The sequence below is a fragment of the Mycolicibacter virginiensis genome (genome assembly GCF_022374935.2).
Lineage (GTDB): Bacteria > Actinomycetota > Actinomycetes > Mycobacteriales > Mycobacteriaceae > Mycobacterium > Mycobacterium virginiense.
Window position 1 is genome coordinate 355,662 of sequence record NZ_CP092430.2, and the last position, 21,064, is coordinate 376,725.

At 66.1% G+C, this 21,064-nt stretch carries 20 protein-coding genes; 13 read left to right on the forward strand and 7 right to left on the reverse strand.

Translation table 11 applies throughout. The features are described from left to right. Positions 1-12: 12 nt before the first annotated feature. A complete protein-coding gene (locus tag MJO54_RS01710) occupies positions 13-195 on the reverse strand; it encodes a hypothetical protein (protein WP_046284497.1) in 183 nt (60 codons plus the stop codon). A gap of 15 nt (positions 196-210) precedes the next feature. After that, entirely contained in the window at positions 211-1,692 is a 1,482-nt protein-coding gene (locus MJO54_RS01715) for an amino acid permease (protein WP_046284498.1), read from the reverse strand. A gap of 570 nt (positions 1,693-2,262) precedes the next feature. On the opposite strand from MJO54_RS01715, the gene MJO54_RS01720 reads away from it, so the two are divergent. The 7 genes from MJO54_RS01720 (at position 2,263) to MJO54_RS01750 (ending at position 9,369) form a co-directional block, all read left to right on the forward strand. Next, a complete protein-coding gene (locus tag MJO54_RS01720) occupies positions 2,263-2,691 on the forward strand; it encodes an MmcQ/YjbR family DNA-binding protein (protein WP_065152052.1) in 429 nt (142 codons plus the stop codon). After that, entirely contained in the window at positions 2,688-3,851 is a 1,164-nt protein-coding gene (locus tag MJO54_RS01725) for an FAD-dependent oxidoreductase (protein ID WP_240175539.1), read from the forward strand. The genes MJO54_RS01720 and MJO54_RS01725 overlap by 4 nt, the downstream gene beginning before the upstream one ends. Further along, on the forward strand, positions 3,848-5,122 hold the full coding sequence (locus MJO54_RS01730) for a cytochrome P450 (RefSeq protein WP_064888436.1): 1,275 nt from the start codon (positions 3,848-3,850) through the stop codon (positions 5,120-5,122). Before MJO54_RS01725 ends, MJO54_RS01730 begins: the two co-directional genes overlap by 4 nt. Positions 5,123-5,312: 190 nt before the next feature. Beyond that, positions 5,313-7,166, forward strand: coding sequence for a molecular chaperone DnaK (dnaK, locus tag MJO54_RS01735; protein ID WP_046284502.1), 1,854 nt, complete (start codon positions 5,313-5,315; stop codon positions 7,164-7,166). Then, positions 7,163-7,783 carry a nucleotide exchange factor GrpE gene (gene grpE, locus MJO54_RS01740; RefSeq protein WP_046284503.1) on the forward strand — a complete coding sequence of 207 codons (621 nt, stop codon included), beginning with the start codon at positions 7,163-7,165 and terminating at the stop codon, positions 7,781-7,783. Before dnaK ends, grpE begins: the two co-directional genes overlap by 4 nt. Before the next feature lie 21 nt (positions 7,784-7,804). Next, positions 7,805-9,001, forward strand: a complete 1,197-nt coding sequence (gene dnaJ / locus MJO54_RS01745) for a molecular chaperone DnaJ (protein WP_046284504.1) — start codon at positions 7,805-7,807, stop codon at positions 8,999-9,001. Then, positions 8,998-9,369: a heat shock protein transcriptional repressor HspR gene (locus tag MJO54_RS01750; RefSeq protein WP_046284505.1), complete on the forward strand. Its 372-nt coding sequence runs from the start codon at positions 8,998-9,000 to the stop codon at positions 9,367-9,369. The genes dnaJ and MJO54_RS01750 overlap by 4 nt, the downstream gene beginning before the upstream one ends. Before the next feature lie 67 nt (positions 9,370-9,436). On the opposite strand, the gene MJO54_RS01755 is transcribed toward MJO54_RS01750, so the two are convergent. Genes MJO54_RS01755 through MJO54_RS01765 form a run of 3 tightly spaced genes read right to left on the reverse strand, consistent with a single transcriptional unit; the run spans position 9,437 to position 12,217 of the window. Beyond that, entirely contained in the window at positions 9,437-10,339 is a 903-nt protein-coding gene (locus MJO54_RS01755) for an aldose 1-epimerase (protein WP_234821566.1), read from the reverse strand. A 3-nt stretch (positions 10,340-10,342) separates the two neighbouring features. Continuing rightward, entirely contained in the window at positions 10,343-11,509 is a 1,167-nt protein-coding gene (locus MJO54_RS01760; RefSeq protein ID WP_046284507.1) for an FAD-binding oxidoreductase, read from the reverse strand. A gap of 36 nt (positions 11,510-11,545) precedes the next feature. Beyond that, a complete protein-coding gene (locus MJO54_RS01765; protein WP_046284508.1) occupies positions 11,546-12,217 on the reverse strand; it encodes a GAP family protein in 672 nt (223 codons plus the stop codon). 109 nt (positions 12,218-12,326) lie between these two features. Here MJO54_RS01765 and MJO54_RS01770 point away from each other — a divergent pair, with 109 nt between their 5' ends. After that, positions 12,327-12,803, forward strand: a complete 477-nt coding sequence (locus MJO54_RS01770; protein WP_234821567.1) for a hypothetical protein — start codon at positions 12,327-12,329, stop codon at positions 12,801-12,803. Here the strand turns inward: MJO54_RS01770 and MJO54_RS01775 are convergent. Continuing rightward, a complete protein-coding gene (locus tag MJO54_RS01775) occupies positions 12,792-13,415 on the reverse strand; it encodes a TetR/AcrR family transcriptional regulator (RefSeq protein ID WP_064888433.1) in 624 nt (207 codons plus the stop codon). The two genes, MJO54_RS01770 and MJO54_RS01775, sit on opposite strands and share 12 nt — an antisense overlap. A 95-nt stretch (positions 13,416-13,510) precedes the next feature. Between MJO54_RS01775 and MJO54_RS01780 the strand changes: the two genes are divergently transcribed. Then, positions 13,511-13,777: a hypothetical protein gene (locus MJO54_RS01780; protein WP_240175540.1), complete on the forward strand. Its 267-nt coding sequence runs from the start codon at positions 13,511-13,513 to the stop codon at positions 13,775-13,777. 3 nt (positions 13,778-13,780) lie between these two features. On the opposite strand, the gene MJO54_RS01785 is transcribed toward MJO54_RS01780, so the two are convergent. Continuing rightward, positions 13,781-14,851 (reverse strand): IS110 family RNA-guided transposase, encoded by a 1,071-nt coding sequence (locus MJO54_RS01785; RefSeq protein ID WP_240175541.1) that lies wholly within the window; start codon positions 14,849-14,851, stop codon positions 13,781-13,783. A 190-nt stretch (positions 14,852-15,041) separates the two neighbouring features. Here MJO54_RS01785 and MJO54_RS01790 point away from each other — a divergent pair, with 190 nt between their 5' ends. From MJO54_RS01790 to MJO54_RS01805, 4 genes are all read left to right on the forward strand, one after another. Beyond that, on the forward strand, positions 15,042-15,572 hold the full coding sequence (locus MJO54_RS01790) for a nuclear transport factor 2 family protein (RefSeq protein WP_240175542.1): 531 nt from the start codon (positions 15,042-15,044) through the stop codon (positions 15,570-15,572). 128 nt (positions 15,573-15,700) lie between these two features. Continuing rightward, positions 15,701-18,247, forward strand: a complete 2,547-nt coding sequence (gene clpB, locus MJO54_RS01795) for an ATP-dependent chaperone ClpB (RefSeq protein ID WP_046284511.1) — start codon at positions 15,701-15,703, stop codon at positions 18,245-18,247. A 159-nt stretch (positions 18,248-18,406) separates the two neighbouring features. Next, entirely contained in the window at positions 18,407-19,624 is a 1,218-nt protein-coding gene (locus MJO54_RS01800) for a PecA family PE domain-processing aspartic protease (RefSeq protein WP_046284512.1), read from the forward strand. 160 nt (positions 19,625-19,784) lie between these two features. Further along, the gene (locus MJO54_RS01805) at positions 19,785-20,996 is read left to right on the forward strand and encodes a PecA family PE domain-processing aspartic protease (RefSeq protein ID WP_165604513.1); all 1,212 of its coding nucleotides are present in this window, start codon (positions 19,785-19,787) and stop codon (positions 20,994-20,996) included. The last annotated feature ends 68 nt before the right edge of the window (positions 20,997-21,064 follow it).

Genomic DNA, 21,064 nt, shown 5'->3' on the forward strand with positions numbered 1-21,064 from the left:
AGGGGCCTGCGGTCAGGACAGATCCCGGAAGGCCAGCGCCGTACCGGCGACCGCCGCCACCGCGGCGAGCGCATAACCCACCATCGACCACCAGCCGGCGTGCAGGTAGGCGGTGACGGCCACGATCGCGATGGCGCAGAAGACCAGCGCCATTCCATACAGCGGGGGCTTGGCTGCGTAACGGTTGCGGGCCATAGGTTTTCGGGCCTTCTACTCGTCTCGGTCCGGCTGCAAGGCCGCAGCCGATGTCTGTTCGGGAGGCGTCTCGGCGAGCGCGGCCGCGGCCTGCACTCGTCCGCGCACCAGATACCAGCCGATGATCAGTGCCGGCGTACCGATGAGCAGCACTCCCCGCACGAACGGGCCGCTGCGCTGATCAAACAGCATCAGGACCAGCACGCCGGCCAGGAACGCCAAGGTCACGTATCCGCTGTAGGGTGCCAGCGGCATTCGGAACGACGGGCGTTTCAGCACCCCGGCGTTGGCCAGCCGGAGCAACCGCAGCTGGCAGGCCACGATCGTCGCCCACGCTGCCATGACTCCGACCGCGGCGATGTTGAGCACGATCTCGAAGGCTTGTCCGGGGCGCAGCGCGTTGAGGAGGACGCCCAGCAGGCCGACGCCACTGGTCAGCAGGATGCCGCCGTAAGGCACCCCGTTCTTGGAGATCTTGGCGGTGAACGCCGGGCCGCTGCCGTTGACCGCCATCGAGCGCAGGATCCGCCCCGTGGAGTAGAGCCCGGCGTTGAGGCTGGAGAACGCGGCGGTCAGCACCACCAGGTTCATCAGACTGCCTGCGCCGGTGAAACCGACCTTGGAGAAGAACGTGACGAAGGGGCTCTGGTGCTCCTTGAAAGCGGTGTAGGGCAGCAGCAGTGCCAGGAGGACCACCGATCCCACGTAGAAGATCGCGATGCGGGCCACCACCGAGTTGATCGCCCGCGGCATGACCTTCTCGGGGTTCGGGGTCTCGCCGGCGGCGGTGCCGACCAGTTCGACCCCGGCATAGGAGAACACCACCCCGGAAGTCACCAACACCAGCGGGAGCAAGCCGGTCGGCAGGAGTCCACCGTTCTCGGTCAAGAGGTGCAGGCCGGTCTCCTGGCCGTCGACCTGGTACCGGCCGCCCAGGAAGATGGTGCCGACCACCAGGAACGTCAGCAGCGCGAGAACCTTGATCAGCGCGGCCCAGAACTCCAGCTCCCCGAAGAGCTTCACCGAGATCAGGTTCATCGACAGCACCGCCAACAGGGCGATCAGGGCCAGCGTCCACTGTGGGATCACCTCGAACAGGTGCCAGTAGTGGAAGTAGCTGGCGATCGCGGTGGTGTCGACGATGCCGGTCATCGACCAGTTCAGGAAGTACAGCCACCCCGCGACGTAGGCGGTTTTCTCGCCGAAGAATTCGCGAGCGTACGAGACGAACGATCCCGGCGACGGCCGGTGCAGCACCAGCTCGCCGAGTGCGCGCAGGATGAGGAAGGCAAAGGCGCCGCAGATCGCGTAGACGATGAACAGGGCCGGCCCGGCCGAGGCGAGCCGGCCGCCGGCGCCGAGGAACAGTCCCGTCCCGATGGCGCCGCCCAGCGCAATCATCTGCAGCTGCCGCGGGGCTAGGTCCTTGTGGTAGCCCTCGTTCTCACGGGTCAGTGCAGTGGAGGGAGCAAGGTGGGAATTGGGGGCGTGTGCCATCGCGCTATTTACCGTGCCTGTCGTCGTGAGGTTCGTGCCATGGTGTCAGAGGCTGGCATGCGTAGGCCAGCTTTGATGTTCGCGACGCTCAGGGTTTTCACGGCAAATTGTCTAAGCGGGTGTCGTTTTCGGGGTCGAGATATTGGCGAAATACCCTGTTCAATTCCGGGTAGTGCGGCCTATTTCCGCGATTGCCCGCCAACCGTCGAGGCGATATGTCGTTGTTAGGCATGGGTGGTCGCCGTGGTGTCTAAATTTCCATGTAAACGACCATCGTTTCAGTAGGGCGACCTCATCGGCCCTTCTGCCAGCTGTTGATCACCTGTGTGAAACCTAATTCATCCGTCGGTATGTGAGTCAGATCAACTATGCGCCCCACCGCAGCAGGTTCGTAGGTGCCGTCCAGTCAGGCGGGGCAGGCGCCGCCGATGGCGTACCCGGCGGCCCGGCACGCCCGGGACCCCGGCCTCCTAGCCCAGGCCGGGTTCGTCGACGCCGCTTCGCCGATCCGATGGACACGGTCGAGCGGATCGCGCGCCCGCTGCTCGACGGGTGACTACGGTTGCGGTTATGGCCGATCGACCCGCGGTAGTCGCAGACGTGCACGAGATTGCCGCTTCGATGCCCCATGTCACCAGAATCGAAGGGCCGAAAGGCAATTCCATCTATCAAGTGGGCGGCAAGTCGTTCGTGTTCTTCCGTACTCCGCGGCCCGACGCCAAGAACCCCGCTACGGGTGAGGCCTACCCCGATGTCATCGTGATCTGGGTCGAATCCGACGCCGACAAACAGGCCCTCATCCAGGACCCCGCAAGGCCGTTTTTCAGCACGGATCATTTCAACGGCCATCTGTCCGTTCTGGTTCGGGAGGCAGACCTGCACGCGATCAGCAAGAGCGAACTGGCCGAAGTAGTCCAGGACGCTTGGCTTTCTCGAGCCTCGAATAGACGGAGGGCGGCCTGGCTGGCTACCCACTGCGCCGATGGTCCGGGCCGATGAGCAAGCGAATCGGTGTGGTGGGGGCGGGCATCGCCGGGCTGGCGACCGCGATCGGGCTCCAGCGTCGCGGTCACGACGTCACCGTTGTCGAACAACGGACCGACACCTCATCGGGTGCCGGCATCAGCATCTGGCCGAATGCTCTGGCCGCCCTGGATCGCCTCGGCCTGGGTGATGAGGTCCGTGCGGCGGGCGGCCGGATCACCGCGGGCGCGGCGCGCTGGTACGACGGTTCGTGGCTGCGTCGTCCCGCGGCCGAACGGATGGTCCGGGCACTTGGTGAACCGCTGGTGGTGGTGCAGCGCTCGCTGCTTCGCGACATCCTGACCGATGCGCTGACGGCGGGCAGCTTGCACTACGGGCTTGCCGCCACGGACGTCACGATGGCGGGAGGCGGTGTAGCGCTGCAACTCTCGGATGACACGGTCATTACGTTCGACGCTGTCGTCGGCGCCGACGGCATCCATTCGGTTCTGGCTCGCCACCTCAACGGTCCGCTGCGCCGGCGCTACGTCGGCTACACAGCATGGCGTGGAATCGCTGCCTATGCCCTGGATCCCGACCTGGCGGGCGAGACGATGGGGCCCGGAATCGAGACCGGGCACGTGCCGATGGGGCCGGATCTGACCTATTGGTTTGCCACCGAGCGGGTCCCCGAGGGGCAACGAGCGCCCGAGGGGGAATTGGCCTACCTGCGAGCCAAGTTCGCCCGGTGGTGTGAGCCCATCCCGAGCATGCTTGCCGCAACCGCGCCCGCCGACGTGTTGCGCGACGACCTCTACGACCGCGGAGCCGCCCGCCACTGGGCGCGCGGCCCGATCGTTCTGGTCGGCGACGCGGCCCATCCCATGCGTCCGCATCTGGGGCAGGGCGGCTGCCAGGGCCTGGAAGACGCCGCCATCCTGGCTGAATTCGTTGACCAGGCACCCGATCTGCCCACCGCGTTCGCCCGCTTCGTCGCCTTCCGTCGGCCGCGGGTGACCCCGCTGGTCCGGGAGTCGGCATGGTTCGGCAAAGTCGTCAACGCGCGGCCCGGCTTCCTCAGCGCCGCCGCCAGCCGCGCCACCGGTCTGATTCCCGAAACACTTCTGATGCGGCACCTGGCGACGATCGCCGCAGGGTCGGCGTTTGTGCTGCCGCCGACGGGAGTGCCGCGATGAGGCCAGGTTTGTGGGTTCGGTGGGCACTGTTGCAGGGGTTCCCGCGCGCGTTTCTTGCGGTGCAGGCGCGGCGCGGCGACCCGATGGCACGCTTGCTCATCGGTCCGGTGCGGGGCGGCGACCCGGAACCGCTGACCGAACAGATCCGTGCGCGTGGTCGATTGACGCGCACGCCGTTCGTCTCGGTGACGGCCGACCATGAGCTGTGCCGGGCAATCCTGCGCGATGACAGGTTCGGAGCGAGTAACCCGGCCAATATCAATCTGCCCAAGGCGACTCGCTGGTTGATCGACCGAACGGACCCGGGGCTGCCGAATCCGGCTGAGCCGCCCTCGATGCTGGTGGTCGATCCGCCCGACCACACGCGTTACCGGCGCGCGGTGGTGCGCGCGTTTACGCCTCGTGCGATCGACAAGTTGCGGACCCGGATCGTCGAGATCACCCATGAGCTGCTGGATCGGATGGAATCGGCAACGCGTCCGGATCTGATCGCCGACTTCGCGGGGCCCTTACCGGCGTTGATCATTGCCGAGATTCTCGGAATCCCCGAGGAGCAGCGGTCGCAGATGCTCGCCCGAGGTGATCGTGGCGCACCGTTGCTCGATATCGGGGTGTCGTGGAGCACCTTTCGCTGTGCCATGCAGTCCCTGCGGGAGAACGATCACGAGTTCAGCGACCACATCGAACGGTTGCGCAACAACCCCGGCGACGATATCTACAGCCAGATCATCCGCGACGGGGACCTCGACCGACGCGAACTGGGTGTGACGGCACTGCTGCTCGCCGGTGCGGGTTTCGAGACCACCATCAACCTCATCGGCAACGCGATCGTGCTGTTGCTGCGCCACCGGGAACAGTTGGCGAAACTGCGCGAGGACCCCCAATTGTGGCCGGGCGCGGTCGAGGAAGTCCTGCGCTTCGACAGCCCAGTGCAGATGACGTCGCGCAACGCCCTCTGTGATCTTGAGCTTGCGGGGTATGACCTCACCGCCGGCGAAACGGTGGCGCTACTGCTGGGCGGCGCCAACCGCGACCCCGGCGTCTTCGATGATCCCGGCCGCTTCGACGTCACCCGGGCCAACGCCAAAGAGCATCTGTCGTTCAGCAGCGGGATTCACGCCTGCCTCGGCGCCAACCTGGCCCGGATGGAAGCCACCATCGCGTTGCAGGCGTTGTTCGAACGATTCCCTGACCTGCAGCTCGACGGACCTCCGACGCCCCGCGGGCTGGCCACGCTGCACGGATTCCGGCGCATTCCGGCGACCGTCTGAGCACGGGCGCTGTCCGCCGGACCGGCGCAGGGTTTCGTCGCGGGAACAAACTGCGGACCCGGCCCGTTGACCTCTTCGACAAGTTGAGTCACAAGCACTCAAGTCTGGGTTGACAGCCAAGCTGCCGAGGGAGCATCCTTGAGCGCAGTCCGCTCAGACTAGGGATATCGTCTACCAGGGAGGAACCACAATGGCTCGTGCGGTCGGAATCGACCTCGGGACCACCAACTCGTGCGTCGCAGTGCTGGAGGGCGGCGACCCCGTCGTCGTAGCCAACTCGGAGGGTTCGCGCACCACCCCATCGGTCGTCGCGTTCGCCCGTAACGGCGAAGTGCTGGTCGGCCAGCCCGCCAAGAACCAAGCGGTCACCAACGTCGACCGCACCATCCGCTCGGTCAAGCGCCACATCGGCACCGACTGGAAAGTCGAGATCGACGGCAAGGACTACACCTCGCAGGAGATCAGCGCCCGCGTGCTGATGAAGCTCAAGCGCGACGCGGAGGCCTACCTCGGTGAGGACATCACCGACGCGGTGATCACCGTGCCCGCCTACTTCAACGACGCCCAGCGCCAGGCCACCAAGGAAGCCGGCCAGATCGCCGGCCTCAACGTGCTGCGCATCGTCAACGAGCCGACCGCTGCCGCGCTGGCCTACGGCCTGGACAAGGGCCACAAAGAGCAGACCATCCTGGTGTTCGACCTCGGTGGCGGCACCTTCGACGTCTCCCTGTTGGAGATCGGCGAGGGTGTGGTCGAGGTGCGGGCCACCTCCGGTGACAACCACCTCGGCGGCGACGACTGGGACGACCGGGTCGTCGACTGGCTGGTCGACAAGTTCAAGGGCACGTCGGGCATCGACCTGACCAAGGACAAGATGGCCATGCAGCGGCTGCGTGAAGCCGCCGAGAAGGCCAAGATCGAGCTGTCGAGCTCGCAGAGCACCTCGATCAACCTGCCCTACATCACCGTCGACGCCGACAAGAACCCGCTGTTCCTCGACGAGCAGCTGACCCGTTCGGAGTTCCAGAAGATCACCCAGGATCTGCTGGACCGCACCCGCAAGCCGTTCCAGTCGGTGATCAAAGACGCCGGTATCTCGGTGTCGGAGATCGACCACGTGGTGCTCGTCGGTGGTTCCACCCGGATGCCCGCGGTGACCGAGCTGGTCAAGGAGCTGACCGGTGGCCAGGAGCCCAACAAGGGCGTCAACCCCGACGAGGTTGTAGCCGTGGGCGCCGCGCTGCAGGCCGGCGTGCTCAAGGGCGAGGTGAAAGACGTTCTGCTGCTTGACGTCACCCCGCTGTCGCTTGGTATCGAGACCAAGGGCGGCGTGATGACCAAGCTGATCGAGCGCAACACCACCATCCCGACCAAGCGCAGTGAGACCTTCACCACCGCCGACGACAACCAGCCGTCGGTGCAGATCCAGGTCTTCCAGGGTGAGCGCGAGATCGCCTCGCACAACAAGCTGCTCGGCTCTTTCGAGCTCACCGGCATCCCGCCGGCCCCGCGCGGTGTCCCCCAGATCGAGGTCACCTTCGACATCGACGCCAACGGCATCGTGCACGTCACCGCCAAGGACAAGGGCACCGGCAAGGAGAACACGATCAAGATCCAGGAGGGCTCCGGCCTGTCCCAGGAGGAGATCGACCGGATGATCAAGGACGCCGAGGCGCACGCCGAGGAGGACCGCAAGCGTCGCGAAGAGGCCGACGTGCGCAACCAGGCCGAGTCGCTGGTCTACCAGACGGAGAAGTTCGTCAAGGAGCAGCGCGAAGCCGAAGGTGGGTCGAAGGTCCCCGAGGACACCCTGGGCAAGGTCGACGCAGCCATCGGCGACGCCAAGAAGGCGTTGGAGGGCACCGACATCGGCGCCATCAAGACCGCGATGGAGAAGCTCGGCGTCGAGTCGCAAGCGCTGGGTCAGGCGATCTACGAGGCCACTCAGGCTGAGCAGGCCGCCTCTGAAGGAGCGGGCGCTGGGTCCGGTGGCGACGACGACGTCGTGGACGCAGAGGTGGTCGACGACGGAGACACCAAGTGAGCGAAGAGAACTCACGCGAACAGTCTCCGGAGACCATCACCGTCACCGACAAGCGGCGCATTGACCCGGAAACCGGTGAGGTGCGGGAGAGTTCCTCCGGGCCGGCCCCTAGTGGGCCGGCGCCGGAGGAACGCGCCGCCAGCGACGACCAGGCCGACCAGGTCGCCGAGCTGACCGCCGACCTGCAGCGGGTACAGGCGGACTTCGCCAACTACCGCAAGCGGGCGCTGCGCGATCAGCAAGGTGTCGCCGACCGGGCCAAGGCCGCAGTGGTGACCGAATTTCTCGGGATCCTCGACGACCTGGACCGTGCCCGCAGCCACGGCGATTTGGAAGCGGGTCCGCTGAAAGCAGTGGCGGACAAGCTGACCGGTGTGCTCACTGGAATGGGACTGACATCGTTCGGCGCCGAGGGCGACGAGTTCGACCCGTCGCTGCACGAGGCGGTCCAGCATGAGGGCGACGGGACACACTCGGTGATCGGCACCGTCCTGCGGCAGGGCTACAAGCTCGGCGAGCAGGTGCTGCGGCACGCGATGGTCGGGGTGGTCGACACCGTCCCGGACGCCGGTGCCAACGGAGCGGTTGTCGACGGCGACACTGCTGAAGAGAATTGACAGGTAAGGAGGTGACGCGGCGTGGCTCAGCGCGAATGGGTCGAAAAGGACTTCTATAAGGAGTTGGGCGTCTCCTCCGACGCCAGCGAGAAAGAGATCAAGAGCGCCTACCGCAAGTTGGCCTCCGAACTGCATCCGGACCGCAACCCCAACAACCCGGCTGCCGCCGACCGCTTCAAGGCGGTTTCCGAGGCCTACAGCGTGTTGTCCGATGAGGCCAAACGCAAGGAGTACGACGAGACCCGTCGGCTGTTCGCCGGTGGCGGGTTCGGGCGGCGCTTCAACGGTGGCGGCGGATTCGGCGGCGGCAACTTCGATCGGTTCTCCACCGGCGGCGACGGCAGCGAATTTAACCTCAACGACCTGTTCGGCGCCGCCGGGCAGACCGGTGGGGCCAACATCGGTGATCTCTTCGGCGGCCTGTTCGGGCGTGGCGCGCAGCAGCGGCCCAGCCGGCCGCGGCGCGGCAACGACCTGGAGACCGACTCCGAGCTGAGCTTCCTGGAAGCCACCAAGGGCGTCGAGATGCCGCTGCGGCTGACCAGTGCCGCGCCGTGCACCAACTGTCATGGCAGCGGTGCCCGGCCAGGTACCAGCCCCCGGGTCTGCGTCTCTTGCAACGGATCCGGAGTGATCAGCAGCAATCAGGGCGCTTTTGGATTCTCGGAGCCGTGTACCGACTGCCGTGGCAGTGGGTCGATCATCGAGCACCCGTGTTCGGAGTGCAAGGGAACCGGGCGGGCAGCGCGAACCCGCACCATCAATGTGCGGATTCCCCCGGGTGTCGAAGACGGCCAGCGGATTCGGCTGGCGGGCCAGGGTGAGGCCGGTCTGCGTGGGGCGCCGTCGGGTGATCTGTACGTGACGGTGCGAGTGCGCCCGGACAAGGTCTTCGGGCGCGACGGCGACGACCTGACGGTCACCATCCCGGTGAGCTTCTCCGAGCTTGCCTTGGGTACCACGCTGTCGGTCCCGACACTGGACGGCAAAGTCGGTGTGCGGGTGCCGAAGGGAACCGCCGATGGGCGGATTCTGCGGGTACGGGGGCGCGGCGTGCCCAAGCGCGGCGGCGGAAGTGGCGACCTACTGGTCACCGTCAAGGTCGCGGTCCCACCGAATCTGGAGGGCCAGGCGCAAGAGGCGCTCGAGGCGTACGCGGCAGCGGAGCAGGCCAGCGGGTTCGACCCGCGGGCCGGATGGGCGGGTAATCGCTCATGAGCAAATCGGACAATGCCCGCACTTTCCTGATCTCGGTGGCTGCCGAGCTGGCCGGGATGCACGCGCAGACGCTGCGGACCTATGACCGGATCGGTTTGGTGAGTCCGCAGCGCAGCTCCGGCGGCGGACGCCGCTACTCCGAACGTGACGTCGACATGCTGCGCGAGGTGCAGCGGCTTTCGCACGACGAAGGCGTCAACCTCGCCGGCATCAAACGGATCATCGAGCTGACCAATCAGGTCGAGGCGCTGCAGTCGCGGGTCAAAGAGATGACGGCGGAGTTGGAGATGTTGCGCGCCAACCAGCGTCGAGAGATCGCGGTGGTGCCTAAGAGCACCGCCGTGGTGGTCTGGCAGCCGCGCCGCTAGCCGTTTGTCTCGTTGACTCTGCGTCCACCAGGCACCTCTCTCGCACTTTTGCCTGGTACACGCAGAGTCAACGAACTCGGATGGAGAATTGGGCTACGCCGGGCTGTCCAAAACGGGCCACCGGGTAGCCGCCGCGGCGCAGCGCGTCGGTGGGTGCGGCCATGGGTTCGAAACAGACCACGGCTTCGGTGGCCGGCGCATAGATCTGCGCCGCCGGATAGCCCTGGTCGAACCGCACCTCAATGCGCCGACCGCCGCCGGAGACTGCGAACACAGCTCCAGGTTCCACTTCGTCGAAACCGTGGTCGAACACGTTGTCGCCCAACAATTGTGTCGACGGCGGGTGCGGAGCGAGCGCGCCGGTCGGGATGTTGTGTGCGTCAACGATCCGGGACCGCATCGTCGGGGTCTCGATGACCCACTGCGCCCTGCGCACACCGGGAAGCTGAAGGTAAGGGTGAAAGCCGAAGCACAGCGGCACCGCCGTCTCGCTGGTGGCGGTGACCGTGGTGCGCACCGTCAAAGTGCGGTCCGCCAATGTGATGGCCAGCTCCAGCAGATGCGGGAACGGGAACGTCGCCAGCAGATCCGGGCGGGCTCCGAAGTCGATTTCCGCGGTCAACGCCGATGCCGAGCGCGCGCTCACCCGCCAGTCGGCATCCCCGGCGAGGGTGCCGTGGATCGGGGCGCCGTATTCGTCGGTGTGCACCCCGCCGACCCCAGGAGTGAGCGTTACCTCCGCGGAATCGACCCGGTAGTCGTTGCCGCTCAAGCGATTCGCCCAGGGATATAACAGCGGAATTCCCATGGTCTTCTGCTCGGCAACGTAGGCGGCCACGCCCCGGCGCTGGCCGAGCAGTTCCACGCCGTCGTCGCACAGTGACGTCCCGATCATGCCGGCGTTAGGGAAGAATGTCGCCGTCAGCGACGACGACGGATCGATCAACACGCACGGCTCGAGATCAGTCACTTCTCACTCCGACAAAGGGTCGTGTTGAATGCGTTCTGGGGGAGCCCCTTTGGCGACTAAAGCCGCCACGGTAGCCCGCGTCATCTCCGGGCCGCCACAGATCAGAATCTGGCGGTCGCCCCAGCTGCCGTAGCCGGTGACCACCTCCGCCAGCCGCCCGGTCTGCCGCACGTGCAACCCGCGCGGCGGGGTCACGTCGGGGTAGTCGGCGGCCCATTCCGGGTCGCGTGCGTACTCCGACACCGGGGTCACCGACAGCCACGGGTTGTGTGCAGCGATCTGCCACAGGGTGGGCAGGTCGTAGAGCTCGCAGGGATATCGGCCACCGAAGAACAGGTGTACCCGCGGATTCACACCCCAGCGGGTGAGGTCCATGATGATCGCCCGCAGCGGCGCCAGGCCGGTACTTCCGGCCACCATCAGCACGTCACCGGCGTCGCGGTCGACATGCAATCCGCCGTGGGGGCTGGACAGTCGCCACCGCTCGCCGGGCCGTGTTTCGTTGACGATGGCGGTGCTGACCAGGCCGGCGGGGACCGCGCGGACGTGAAACTCGATGGCCCCGGTCTCGTCGGCGGGCATGCTCGGGCTCAAGTAGCGCCACGATCGCGGGCACTGCGGCACCTCGACTTTGACGTACTGGCCCGGGTGATAGGGCAGCGGTTGGTCCAGCTGGATCCGCACGACGGCCATGTCGCGGGAGACCCGCAGGTGCTCGACGACGGTGCCGTCCCACCATGCCGGCCCCTCTTCGGCATCGGCGGCCCCGCCCATCACCCCGATGATCAGATTCAGCGCCTCGCGGGCGGCGTCGTCGACGGTCGCGGTCCAGCTGTCGGCCAACTCGTCACGCAGGGTGGCCAGAAGCACGTGGCCTACGACGTTGTAATGGCGTTGCGTCACACCGTACTTGCGGTGGTCACGGCCCAGTTGGGCCAGAAGCGCTACGGGTTCCTGTGCCCGTTGGTCGATGAATTCGCCGAGCACCCAGCTCATGGCATGCGCGAACGCGGCCCGCTGGGTGGTCAGATCGGCGGGGAACAGGTCACGCACCGAAGGGTCGGTGCCGAACCATCGGGTGAAGAACTGGGCGACTACGCCGGAACCGTCGGCCGGCACGGCAAACGCGTCATGCAGCACGCGCAACGCGTCGCGATCGTCCAGTCCCACGGCCGCGATCTTAATGCGGGCCGGCGGCGACGCCTGCTATAGCGCATGAATTCCGTTGTAGACCACCATCGCACCGATGAGTACCAGGATGACGGCGACCAGCGCGGCGTGCTGCTGCTCCATCCAGTTCTTCAGCCGGTTCAGCGCTGGGTCCAGTCGGTTGCTGGCCGCCAGGTATCCCAGAATCGGGATCAAGACCGACGATGCGGCCAGGACGACGAAAAATATGGCCGCCGGCCAACTGTCCTCGCTGCGCAGTCCAGCGCTGCCGATGGCCAGCCCGGCCGCTGCACACATGAACAGCACTTCCGGCCGAATCACGGCCAGCGCGGCGGCCGTCAGGCCAGCACGCAGCGGGGACATCGAGGTGAATGAGCGCATCCAGCGCGGCATCTCGCCGTGGCCGTGCCGGGTCACCCATCGGTAGACGCCGAACGCGATCAGCACCGCACCGACCACGATGCGCAACCACGATGCCCAGGTCGGTGGGGTCGTGTGTAAGCCGCCCAGCAGTCCGGATACGGCGATGAAGGCGGCGGTCAGGGCCGCCAGACCCACCAGCCAACCGACGAGAAAGGCCAGTCCGGTCTCGCGAGGGCGCGCGGTGTGCAGCACCAGCACGGCCGGGATGACGGTGATCGGTGAGAGCGCCACCACCAGCGCGAGCGGGATCAACGCGGTCCACACCGAAGCCAGGCTGGTCGTCATAGCAGCACCGTAGCCGACTGGATGGCACGGACCGGGCCGCGCAGAGCGTCACTCTTGCTAGATACCCATACGGGGTATAGGTTCGCAGAAGTATCTACGGAAGGCGGACATGTCACCCACGTCAGAATGTCGTGACCGGCCCCGCTGGAGCAAGCCCTCCGGACGCCGGTTCGGGGCGGCGGGAGTGGTTGCCGCGCTGACCTGCACGCTGGCCTGTTGCCTGCCGGCGATCCTGGTGGCGCTTGGCGTCGGCGCGTCGGCCGTGGCCGGTGCGGGGCACGCCGGGCACGGCACTGGCGGATCGTCGGGGTGGCTCGCCGCTGTGCTCGACATGCTGCACCGGATCAGTCCTGTGCTGCTGATCGTGTCGATCGTGCTCGTCACGGTGGCGTTCGCGCTGCGGCGCCGTGCGGCAGTGCTGCCGGCGTTGGTCGCAGGTGTGGTGCTCTACCTCAGCGTGCACGGGCAGGGCGATCCCGCCGTGATGTATGCGGGGATGGCGCTGGGCTACGGCGCCTGGATCGCGTTGTACCTGTGGACGCGTCCACCGCGCGGCGCCGGCTCGTGCCAGGAGTCAACTCTGTGACGGGGTTGCCAGGCTCAGCTCGGCGCGCACCAGGTCGGCCGCGAACTTCACCAGTTCGGCACGGCTGACGCGCAGACGGCCATCGGCCCAGTCGAGAACCAGCGTGGTGAGTGCTCCGGACAGTGCGCTGGCACTCATGGCTTGTGCGGCGGTGACGGGAGACGAATTGCCGATGCCGGATGGGCCGATCAGCGCTCCCAGTAGGCCGGGCAGGATGTCGGCGCGATGATCGGCCAACAGGCTGCTGGACTGCGGCTCCCGCAGCAGGATTCGTAGCCGACGGGGATCTTCCTCGAAATAGGCTGTCGCCCTGTCGAGTGCCACGCTGATCGGCGCCGCCTTGCCTGCGACGCCGGCCATGGTGGCGAGCAGCTCTGCGTTGCACCGGTCGTACACGGCCAGGATCAGCTCGTCTGTGTCGCTGAAGCTTTCGTAGAAGTAACGAAGGCTGAGCCCGGCGTCGCGGCACGCCGCGCGCATAGTGACGCCGGCCGTGCCCCCGGTGCCCAGCAGCTCCACCCCCGCCTCGATCAGCTGAGCCCGACGTGCCTGGGACCGGGCATCGTGGGTCTGGCCGCGCCACACCCGGGGCGCCCGTTGGCCGCCACCCATGTGCACCTCCGAATCGTGGGGAAGCTTGAGGATACGTTCCCACGCCTGCTTACATAGAGGAATCAGGCGATTCCAGTTGGCTGGAGGGTTGGGATATGTTCGACGAAGCGCGATTTCGCGAAGCCATCGCCAAGCCGCGGCTGCGCCAGCCGTTGCCGGAATATCTTCCCGGCAACCGGGCGGGCGGGAAGGTGAAGGTGCTCACCGAGCCTGAGCTCAACGCCATGACGCAGCAGTGGTTCGTCGACCTGGACCGCAAGATCGCCCACTACGCCGACCGCGGGATCGACGTGGCCTTCGCGGCCGAATGGGCCAAAAAGTATTGGTGGAGTTGGCTGATGCGGGACATGATGCTCCTATAGACGTCAAGCCGCGGTTTGGTGGGTGGTGGGTTGTTGGCGTAGGTGTTTGGTGAGGGTCCAGATTTCTCGGATGAGGTGGCGCTTGAGGCAGCGCATGATTTCGGGTTTGGTTTTGCCTTCGGTGATACGTCGGGCGACGTAGGCGCGGGTGGGTTCGTGGTATTTCATGCGGACGACGACGATGCGGTGCAGTGCGGCGTTGGCGCGGCGATGCCCGCCTCGGTTGAGCCGGTAGCGGCGGGTTTTGCCGCTGGAGGCCGGGATCGGGCAGGTGCCGCAGAGTTTGGCCAAGGCGGCTTCGTTGCGGATACGTTCGGCGTTGTCACCGAGTGCCATCAGCAGCTCTGAGGCGTTGTCGGGGCCGATCCCGACCGCGGCGGTCAGCTGCGGGGCGATCTGTTCAATGAGGGTGCCCAGTAGCTTTTCGTGCTCGGTGACTTCGTCGTTGAGGGCCAGCCAGCGTTGGGCGATGGCCCGCAGACTGTATTTGGCTGCTGCGGTCACCGAGGTGGTCGGGCCCGGCCGGAGGCTGGCGCAGCGGCGCAGCAGGGCCATGTTGGGCAGGGGTTGGAGGGTTTCGCGTAACTCGGCCGGTGCAGTGATCAGCACGGCCTTGAGTGACTGCATGGCCGTGGTGCGGGCTTTGACTGCGGCGTTCTTGGCGACTTTGATGTGCCGGATCATCTCCACCGTGCCGTCGTCGGTCTTGGGGATCGCCTCGGTGTGGCCGGCTAGCACCGCGCGAGCGGCATTTTCGGCGTCGAGCAGATCGGATTTGCCGCGGCGATGGCGGTCTTGGCGGTTGGGTCGCATCACCTCCAGCACATCGCTGCCGCTGCGACGTACCGCTGCGGCCAGGCCGCGGCCATAGGAGCCGGTGCCTTCAATCCCGAAGCTCGATGCGGTTCCGAACGTGCCGGCCCAGTCGATCAACGCGCGATATCCGCTGGTGTTCGCATCGAAGGTGGCCGTGGCCAATAGGGCGCCACGTTCATCGAGGACCGCCGCGGCGTGCAGGTGTTTATGGGTGTCGACACCGACGATGACTCGACCACCGGGGACTTGTGTTGGCATGATTGGTATCGCGACCTTTCAGCAGGGTTGTGACGCTGGCCGGTCGGGCCGGACAAGACTGTGATGGGACCTGAATTCCGGTCAGGCTCCTATGAGGTCACTGCCCGCCCGGTCAGCACCAGGGGCGCGACTGCCGAGCAGGCGACAGATCAAATCAAGGACACCCGCAAAGACGGGGTCAGTCGCTCAAGTGGGTCAACCCGCCCGACAGCCACTCAAATCTTCACAGTCGCTCAATCACGAGCTCTATACCCGGGACCTGCGCTACAAGGACCCCACCACCTTCGGCCGGATCATCGTGGGGCTCGAAGAATTCGAGCGCTACAACTTCTCCTTCCTCGACGCCATCCCGGACTGGCGCTACGACCCGCTGCCCGGGCAGGTCTATATCGACGTCACGCCGGAGGGCGAGACCCGGGTCATCGTTCGTTACATCGGCAGCGGGCACTTCAGCGGCACGCTGCGCTTCTACCCCTACGACGAGTCGGCCCCGGCCATCCACGGCGTCGGTACCTTCGTGCAGTGCACCGCGGTCGACCGGTACCACTTCAACACCGACGGACTGATGTATGAGGGCGAGACGCTGTTCGACCTGCTCGATGCCACCCAGTCGGCCGGCGTGCTGCCGTCGGATGACAGTTGGCTGTTCCGGGCCCTGATGGGCGCCTCCCGGCTGCCTAGATTGGTGCAGAACGCGCGCCGCACGCTGCGCCTGGGCTGAAACGGACCGCTGCCCGGCAAGAAAAATAGACTTGAGCGGAACAGACTCAACCTTGACGACGTTGGACAACACGACAAGCATTTTTGGCGGGCCCGTGTAGGCCCGCTCTGACCCCGAATGGAGGTGTCGTGGACTCGTTCAACCCGACCACCAAGACGCAGGCAGCCCTGACCGCGGCTTTGCAGACGGCCACCGCCGCCGGCAACCCTGAAATCCGGCCTGCCCATCTGCTGCAGGCCCTGCTTACCCAGAACGACGGGATCGCTGCGCCGCTGCTGGAGGCGGTCGGGGTGAACCCGGCGACGGTCCGCGACGAAGCCCAGCGTCTGATTGATCTGGCGCCGCAGGTCACCAGCTCCAACGCGCAGCCGCAGTTGTCCCGCGACTCCCTGGCCGCGATCACCGTGGCCCAGCAGCTGGCCACCGAACTCGACGACGAGTACGTCTCGACCGAGCACCTGATGGTGGGATTGGCGACCGGCGACTCCGATGTCGCCAAGCTGCTGACCGGCCACGGTGCTTCCCCGCAAGCGTTGCGGGAGGCGTTCGTCAAGGTGCGCGGTAGCGCTCGGGTCACCAGCCCCGACCCGGAGGCCAGCTATCAGGCGTTGGAGAAGTACTCCACCGATCTGACCGCGCGAGCCCGTGAAGGCAAGCTGGACCCGGTGATCGGTCGTGACACCGAGATCCGCCGAGTGGTACAGGTTTTGAGCCGGCGCACCAAGAACAACCCGGTACTCATCGGTGAGCCCGGCGTTGGCAAGACCGCGATCGTCGAGGGCCTGGCCCAGCGCATTGTCGCCGGCGACGTCCCGGACAGCCTGCGCGACAAGACCGTCGTCAGCCTGGATCTGGGCTCGATGGTGGCCGGCGCCAAGTACCGCGGCGAGTTCGAGGAACGCCTCAAGGCCGTGCTGGACGAGATCAAAGACTCTGCCGGGCAGATCATCACGTTCATCGACGAGCTGCACACCATCGTGGGCGCCGGTGCCACCGGTGAGGGCGCGATGGACGCCGGCAACATGATCAAGCCGATGCTGGCGCGCGGTGAACTGCGGTTGGTCGGCGCCACCACGCTGGAGGAGTACCGCAAGTACATCGAGAAGGACGCTGCCCTGGAGCGTCGTTTCCAGCAGGTCTACGTCGGTGAACCCTCGGCCGAAGACACCATCGGCATCCTGCGTGGCCTCAAGGACCGCTACGAGGTACACCACGGTGTGCGCATCACCGACTCCGCGCTCGTGGCTGCCGCCACTCTTTCTGACCGCTACATCACCGCAAGGTTCTTGCCGGACAAGGCGATTGACTTGGTGGATGAGGCCGCTTCGCGGCTGCGGATGGAGATCGACTCGCGGCCCGTGGAGATCGACGAGGTCGAGCGACTCGTGCGCCGGCTGGAAATCGAAGAGATGGCGCTGAGCAAGGAATCCGACGACGCGTCCAAGGACCGGTTGGAGAAGCTGCGTAGCGAGCTGGCCGATTACAAGGAGAAGCTGGCGCAGCTGACGACCCGGTGGCAGAACGAGAAGGGTGCCATCGACATCGTCCGTGAGCTCAAGGAGCAACTGGAAGCGCTGCGCGGCGAGTCCGACCGAGCCGAACGCGACGGCGACCTGGCCAAGGCCGCCGAGTTGCGCTACGGCCGAATTCCCGAGGTGGAGAAGAAACTCGAAGCGGCACTGCCCAATGCGCAGGCCCGCGAAGACGTCATGCTCAAGGAAGAGGTCGGCCCCGACGACATCGCCGATGTGGTGAGTGCCTGGACCGGCATCCCAGCCGGCCGGCTGCTGGAAGGTGAGACCGCCAAGCTGCTGCGCATGGAAGAGGAACTGGGCAAGCGGGTCGTCGGGCAACGCAAGCCGGTGCAGGCTGTCTCAGATGCGGTGCGGCGCAGCCGGGCCGGGGTCGCCGACCCCAACCGGCCGACGGGCTCGTTCCTTTTCCTGGGCCCCACTGGAGTGGGCAAGACCGAGTTGGCCAAGGCGTTGGCCGACTTCCTGTTCGACGACGAACGGGCCATGGTCCGCATCGACATGAGCGAGTACGGCGAGAAGCACTCGGTGGCTCGCCTGGTCGGTGCGCCTCCGGGTTACGTCGGCTACGACCAGGGCGGTCAGCTGACCGAGGCGGTGCGTCGCCGGCCCTACACCGTGGTGCTGTTCGACGAGGTGGAAAAGGCCCACCCGGACGTGTTCGACGTGCTGCTGCAGGTCCTCGACGAGGGCCGGCTCACCGACGGCCAGGGCCGCACGGTGGACTTCCGCAACACGATCCTGATCTTGACCTCCAACCTGGGGTCCGGTGGCACCGAGGAGCAGGTGATGGCCGCGGTGCGGGCGGCGTTCAAGCCGGAGTTCATCAACCGGCTCGACGACGTGCTGATCTTCGAGGGCCTCAACCCCGAGGAACTGGTGCAGATCGTCGACATCCAGCTGCAGCAGTTGGCCAAGCGGCTGGCCCAGCGGCGGCTGACCATCGAGGTGTCGCTGGAGGCCAAGAAGTGGTTGGCCCACCGCGGATTCGACCCGGTCTACGGGGCGCGTCCACTGCGCCGGTTGATCCAACAGGCCATCGGCGACCAGTTGGCCAAGATGTTGCTGGCCGGTGAGGTGCACGACGGTGACATCGTGCCGATCAACATCAGCGCGGACGGCGAGTCGCTGGTCCTGGGCTGAGACTTCCCTCACGGCAAGGCCCCTCGGAAGCAGTTCCGGGGGGCCTTGTCGTCGGCCGGCGCTCCTTTGCGGATGCGGTGTTGAAGCTGATCGGTTAGCCTAACCATTACTGAGAAATTCCGGTGTATTCCTGCACCGTTATTCATCCGGAGGGTAGCCATGTCAGCTCGTCGCCATCGCCTGGTGGGCGCCGTCGGTGCCGTGGGAGCGGTCCTGGCGCTGGGCGCACCCGCTCCGGCCGCTCAGGCTGACTGGGACGACCTGTTCCAGCCCATCATCGACGCGATCAGCTGGGTCGACCCGGGCCTCGCCGCAGACACCGACCCGGGTTCTGCGCTGTCCTCGCTGGACACCCTGTTCAACGGTTGGTACCAGGACCTCATTTACAGCCCGCTCAACAGCATCGCGCCGTGGCTGTTCGGCGACGGTCTTCCTGGCAGCGCCGTTGCCTACGGCCCGGACAGTGACAACCTTCCCGACAGCTTCACCGTCCCGATGGAGGTCAACCTCAACACCCAACCGGTGATCAACGTCTCGGTAGGCGGCGGCGCACAGACCGAGGTGCTAGTCGACACCGGCGCCGCCGGGCTGGTCATCCCGATCTGGAACATCAACCCGTTCGGCATCACCGGCCTGCCCACCGGTTTCAACATCGGCCAATTCGGCGGTGCGTTGAACTACTTCTATCTGGAGCTGCCCACCACGGTCACCTTCACCGGTGAGAACGGCGACACCGTCACCGCGGACACCACGGTGGATGCGGTGCTGTTCGCGTTCCCGGCAGACTTCAGCCTCTCGGGCGCGTGGTCCATTGAGAGCTACCTGGCCGGCTCGTCCACCGGGATCTTGGGCATCGGACCCAACGCGCTCGGACCCACTCCCGACCACATTCCGACCGCCGATCTGCCGGGCAATCTCGGTAACGGCGTGCTGATCGACCAGGCGGGCGGCAAATTGATCTTCGGGGACAACCCCTACGAGGGTGGAACAGTCATCCCCGGGGCGCCGTGGGCGGACTTGAAGGTGCAGCTCAATGACGGGCCGCTCACACCGGTCAGGGGAGTGATCGACTCCGGCGGGGTGTACGGCACCATGCCGTCCTCGGTGCTCAACGCTGCGGGCGTAACTCCGATCGACGGAAAGTTGCCCAACGGGACGGAGATCTCCGTCTACACCAAGGACGGCACGCTGCTGTACGAGTACAAGGTCAACTCAATGCTCCCGGCGCCGACCGATGAAGCCACTCGCAGCCCGATCGTGGTCGGCGGAAACAACATGAACACCGGCAACTGGCTCTTCGGTCAGCAACCGGTCTACATCAACTACGGCGTACCCGGCGGGCAGACCGTCATCGGCGGCACCCTCATCCAGCTGTGATGAGGTAACGAGTCAGAGCGCCCGTTAGACGGCCCAAAGCGATTTTTGGCGCTTTCTTGGCTAAACCCCCTGGTGGTCTGCGCCCCTGAGTGGGTTAGCTGACCGCGATTGGTTACGGCTCAGGGGATGTCCGTGACCTCATGCGGGGAGGTTTTCGGAGATGGCAGCTCGTCGACGCATCATCGGCGCGACCGCGGCGGTCGGGGCGTTTATCGCGCTGGGCGCACCCACACCGACGGCGCACGCTGACATCGATGACCTGTTCCAGCCGATCATCGACGCCCTCAGCGCGTTCGATCCCGGCATCGCGGCCGACACCGACCCGGGCTTGGCGCTGGCCTCGCTGGACACCATGTTCGACGGCTGGTACCAGAACCTCGTCTACACCCCGATCAACGATCTTGAGCAGTGGATCTTCGGTGGGGCCGCCGACGCGAGCGTGGCCGGCAGTGCCGCAGCCGCCGGCGTCGACGCAGACATCCCGAGTAGCTTCACCATTCCACTGCAGGTCAACAGCGGCACCGAACCGGTGGTGAATGTCTCGGTGGGTGGCGGTCCGGAGGCGTCGGTGCTGGTCGACACCGGCTCGGCTGGTCTGGTCATGCCGATCTGGGACATCAACCCCTTCGGGATCACCGGCCCGCCCACCAGCATCAACATCGGTCAGTTCGGCAATTCGGTGGACTACGTCTACGCGGAACTGCCCACCACGGTTACGTTCACCGACGCCGCCGGCGCCACCGTCACCAGCGGCACGACCGATGTCGATGCCGTGTTGTTCTCTTTCCCGGTCAGTCTCTCGGCGCTGTTCACCGGGTGGAACATCAGCTCCTACCTCGGCGATAACGCCGACGGTGTCTTGGGCATCGGGGCGAACGCAGTCGGGCCGACGCCCGACAGCATCCCGACCACGGCGCTGCCGGGTGCGCTCGGCGACGGGGTCCTGATCGACCAGAAGGACGGCACCCTGACATTCGGCGCCGATCCGCTGACCGGCGGAGTCACGGTTGACGGCTCGCCGAACTCGACGCTGTACGTGTCGTTCGACGGCGGCAAAACCGCCGGCCCAGTCGGTTCAATCATGGATTCCGGTGGGGTGAACGGGACGATCCCGGCAAGCCTGACCAACGGAAGCGCCGGGGACGTTCTGGCCGCCGGCCAGCAGGTCAGCGTGTACTCGGGCGACCCCACCAAGGGCGGTACGCTGCTGTACGACTACACGGTCAATTCGAACTCGTCCAACAGCCCGGTGATCGTGTCGGGCGCCTCGATGAACACCGGTAATTGGCTGTTCCAGCAGAACGACGTGTATGTCTCAACGGCCGGCGACGGGTCCATGCACATCGTTCCCAACAGCGTCGTGACGCCCTAGCGTCGCGGTGATACAGGGTTGTGACCTGAGGACATTCGTCGATCACGGCCGAGAACAGATACGCTAGG

Bases quoted from the DNA above. Each gene is read 5' to 3' on its own strand.
- MJO54_RS01800 (WP_046284512.1), top strand. From the start codon at position 18,407: ATGTCAGCTCGTCGCCATCGCCTGGTGGGCGCCGTCGGTGCCGTGGGA.
- MJO54_RS01730 (WP_064888436.1), top strand. From the start codon at position 3,848: ATGAGGCCAGGTTTGTGGGTTCGGTGGGCACTGTTGCAGGGGTTCCCG.
- MJO54_RS01765 (WP_046284508.1), bottom strand. From the start codon at position 12,217: ATGACGACCAGCCTGGCTTCGGTGTGGACCGCGTTGATCCCGCTCGCG.
- MJO54_RS01780 (WP_240175540.1), top strand. From the start codon at position 13,511: ATGTTCGACGAAGCGCGATTTCGCGAAGCCATCGCCAAGCCGCGGCTG.
- MJO54_RS01805 (WP_165604513.1), top strand. From the start codon at position 19,785: ATGGCAGCTCGTCGACGCATCATCGGCGCGACCGCGGCGGTCGGGGCG.
- MJO54_RS01785 (WP_240175541.1), bottom strand. From the start codon at position 14,851: ATGCCAACACAAGTCCCCGGTGGTCGAGTCATCGTCGGTGTCGACACC.
- MJO54_RS01770 (WP_234821567.1), top strand. From the start codon at position 12,327: ATGTCACCCACGTCAGAATGTCGTGACCGGCCCCGCTGGAGCAAGCCC.
- MJO54_RS01725 (WP_240175539.1), top strand. From the start codon at position 2,688: ATGAGCAAGCGAATCGGTGTGGTGGGGGCGGGCATCGCCGGGCTGGCG.
- MJO54_RS01710 (WP_046284497.1), bottom strand. From the start codon at position 195: ATGGCCCGCAACCGTTACGCAGCCAAGCCCCCGCTGTATGGAATGGCG.
- MJO54_RS01720 (WP_065152052.1), top strand. From the start codon at position 2,263: ATGGCCGATCGACCCGCGGTAGTCGCAGACGTGCACGAGATTGCCGCT.
- dnaK (WP_046284502.1), top strand. From the start codon at position 5,313: ATGGCTCGTGCGGTCGGAATCGACCTCGGGACCACCAACTCGTGCGTC.
- MJO54_RS01775 (WP_064888433.1), bottom strand. From the start codon at position 13,415: ATGGGTGGCGGCCAACGGGCGCCCCGGGTGTGGCGCGGCCAGACCCAC.
- MJO54_RS01715 (WP_046284498.1), bottom strand. From the start codon at position 1,692: ATGGCACACGCCCCCAATTCCCACCTTGCTCCCTCCACTGCACTGACC.
- MJO54_RS01750 (WP_046284505.1), top strand. From the start codon at position 8,998: ATGAGCAAATCGGACAATGCCCGCACTTTCCTGATCTCGGTGGCTGCC.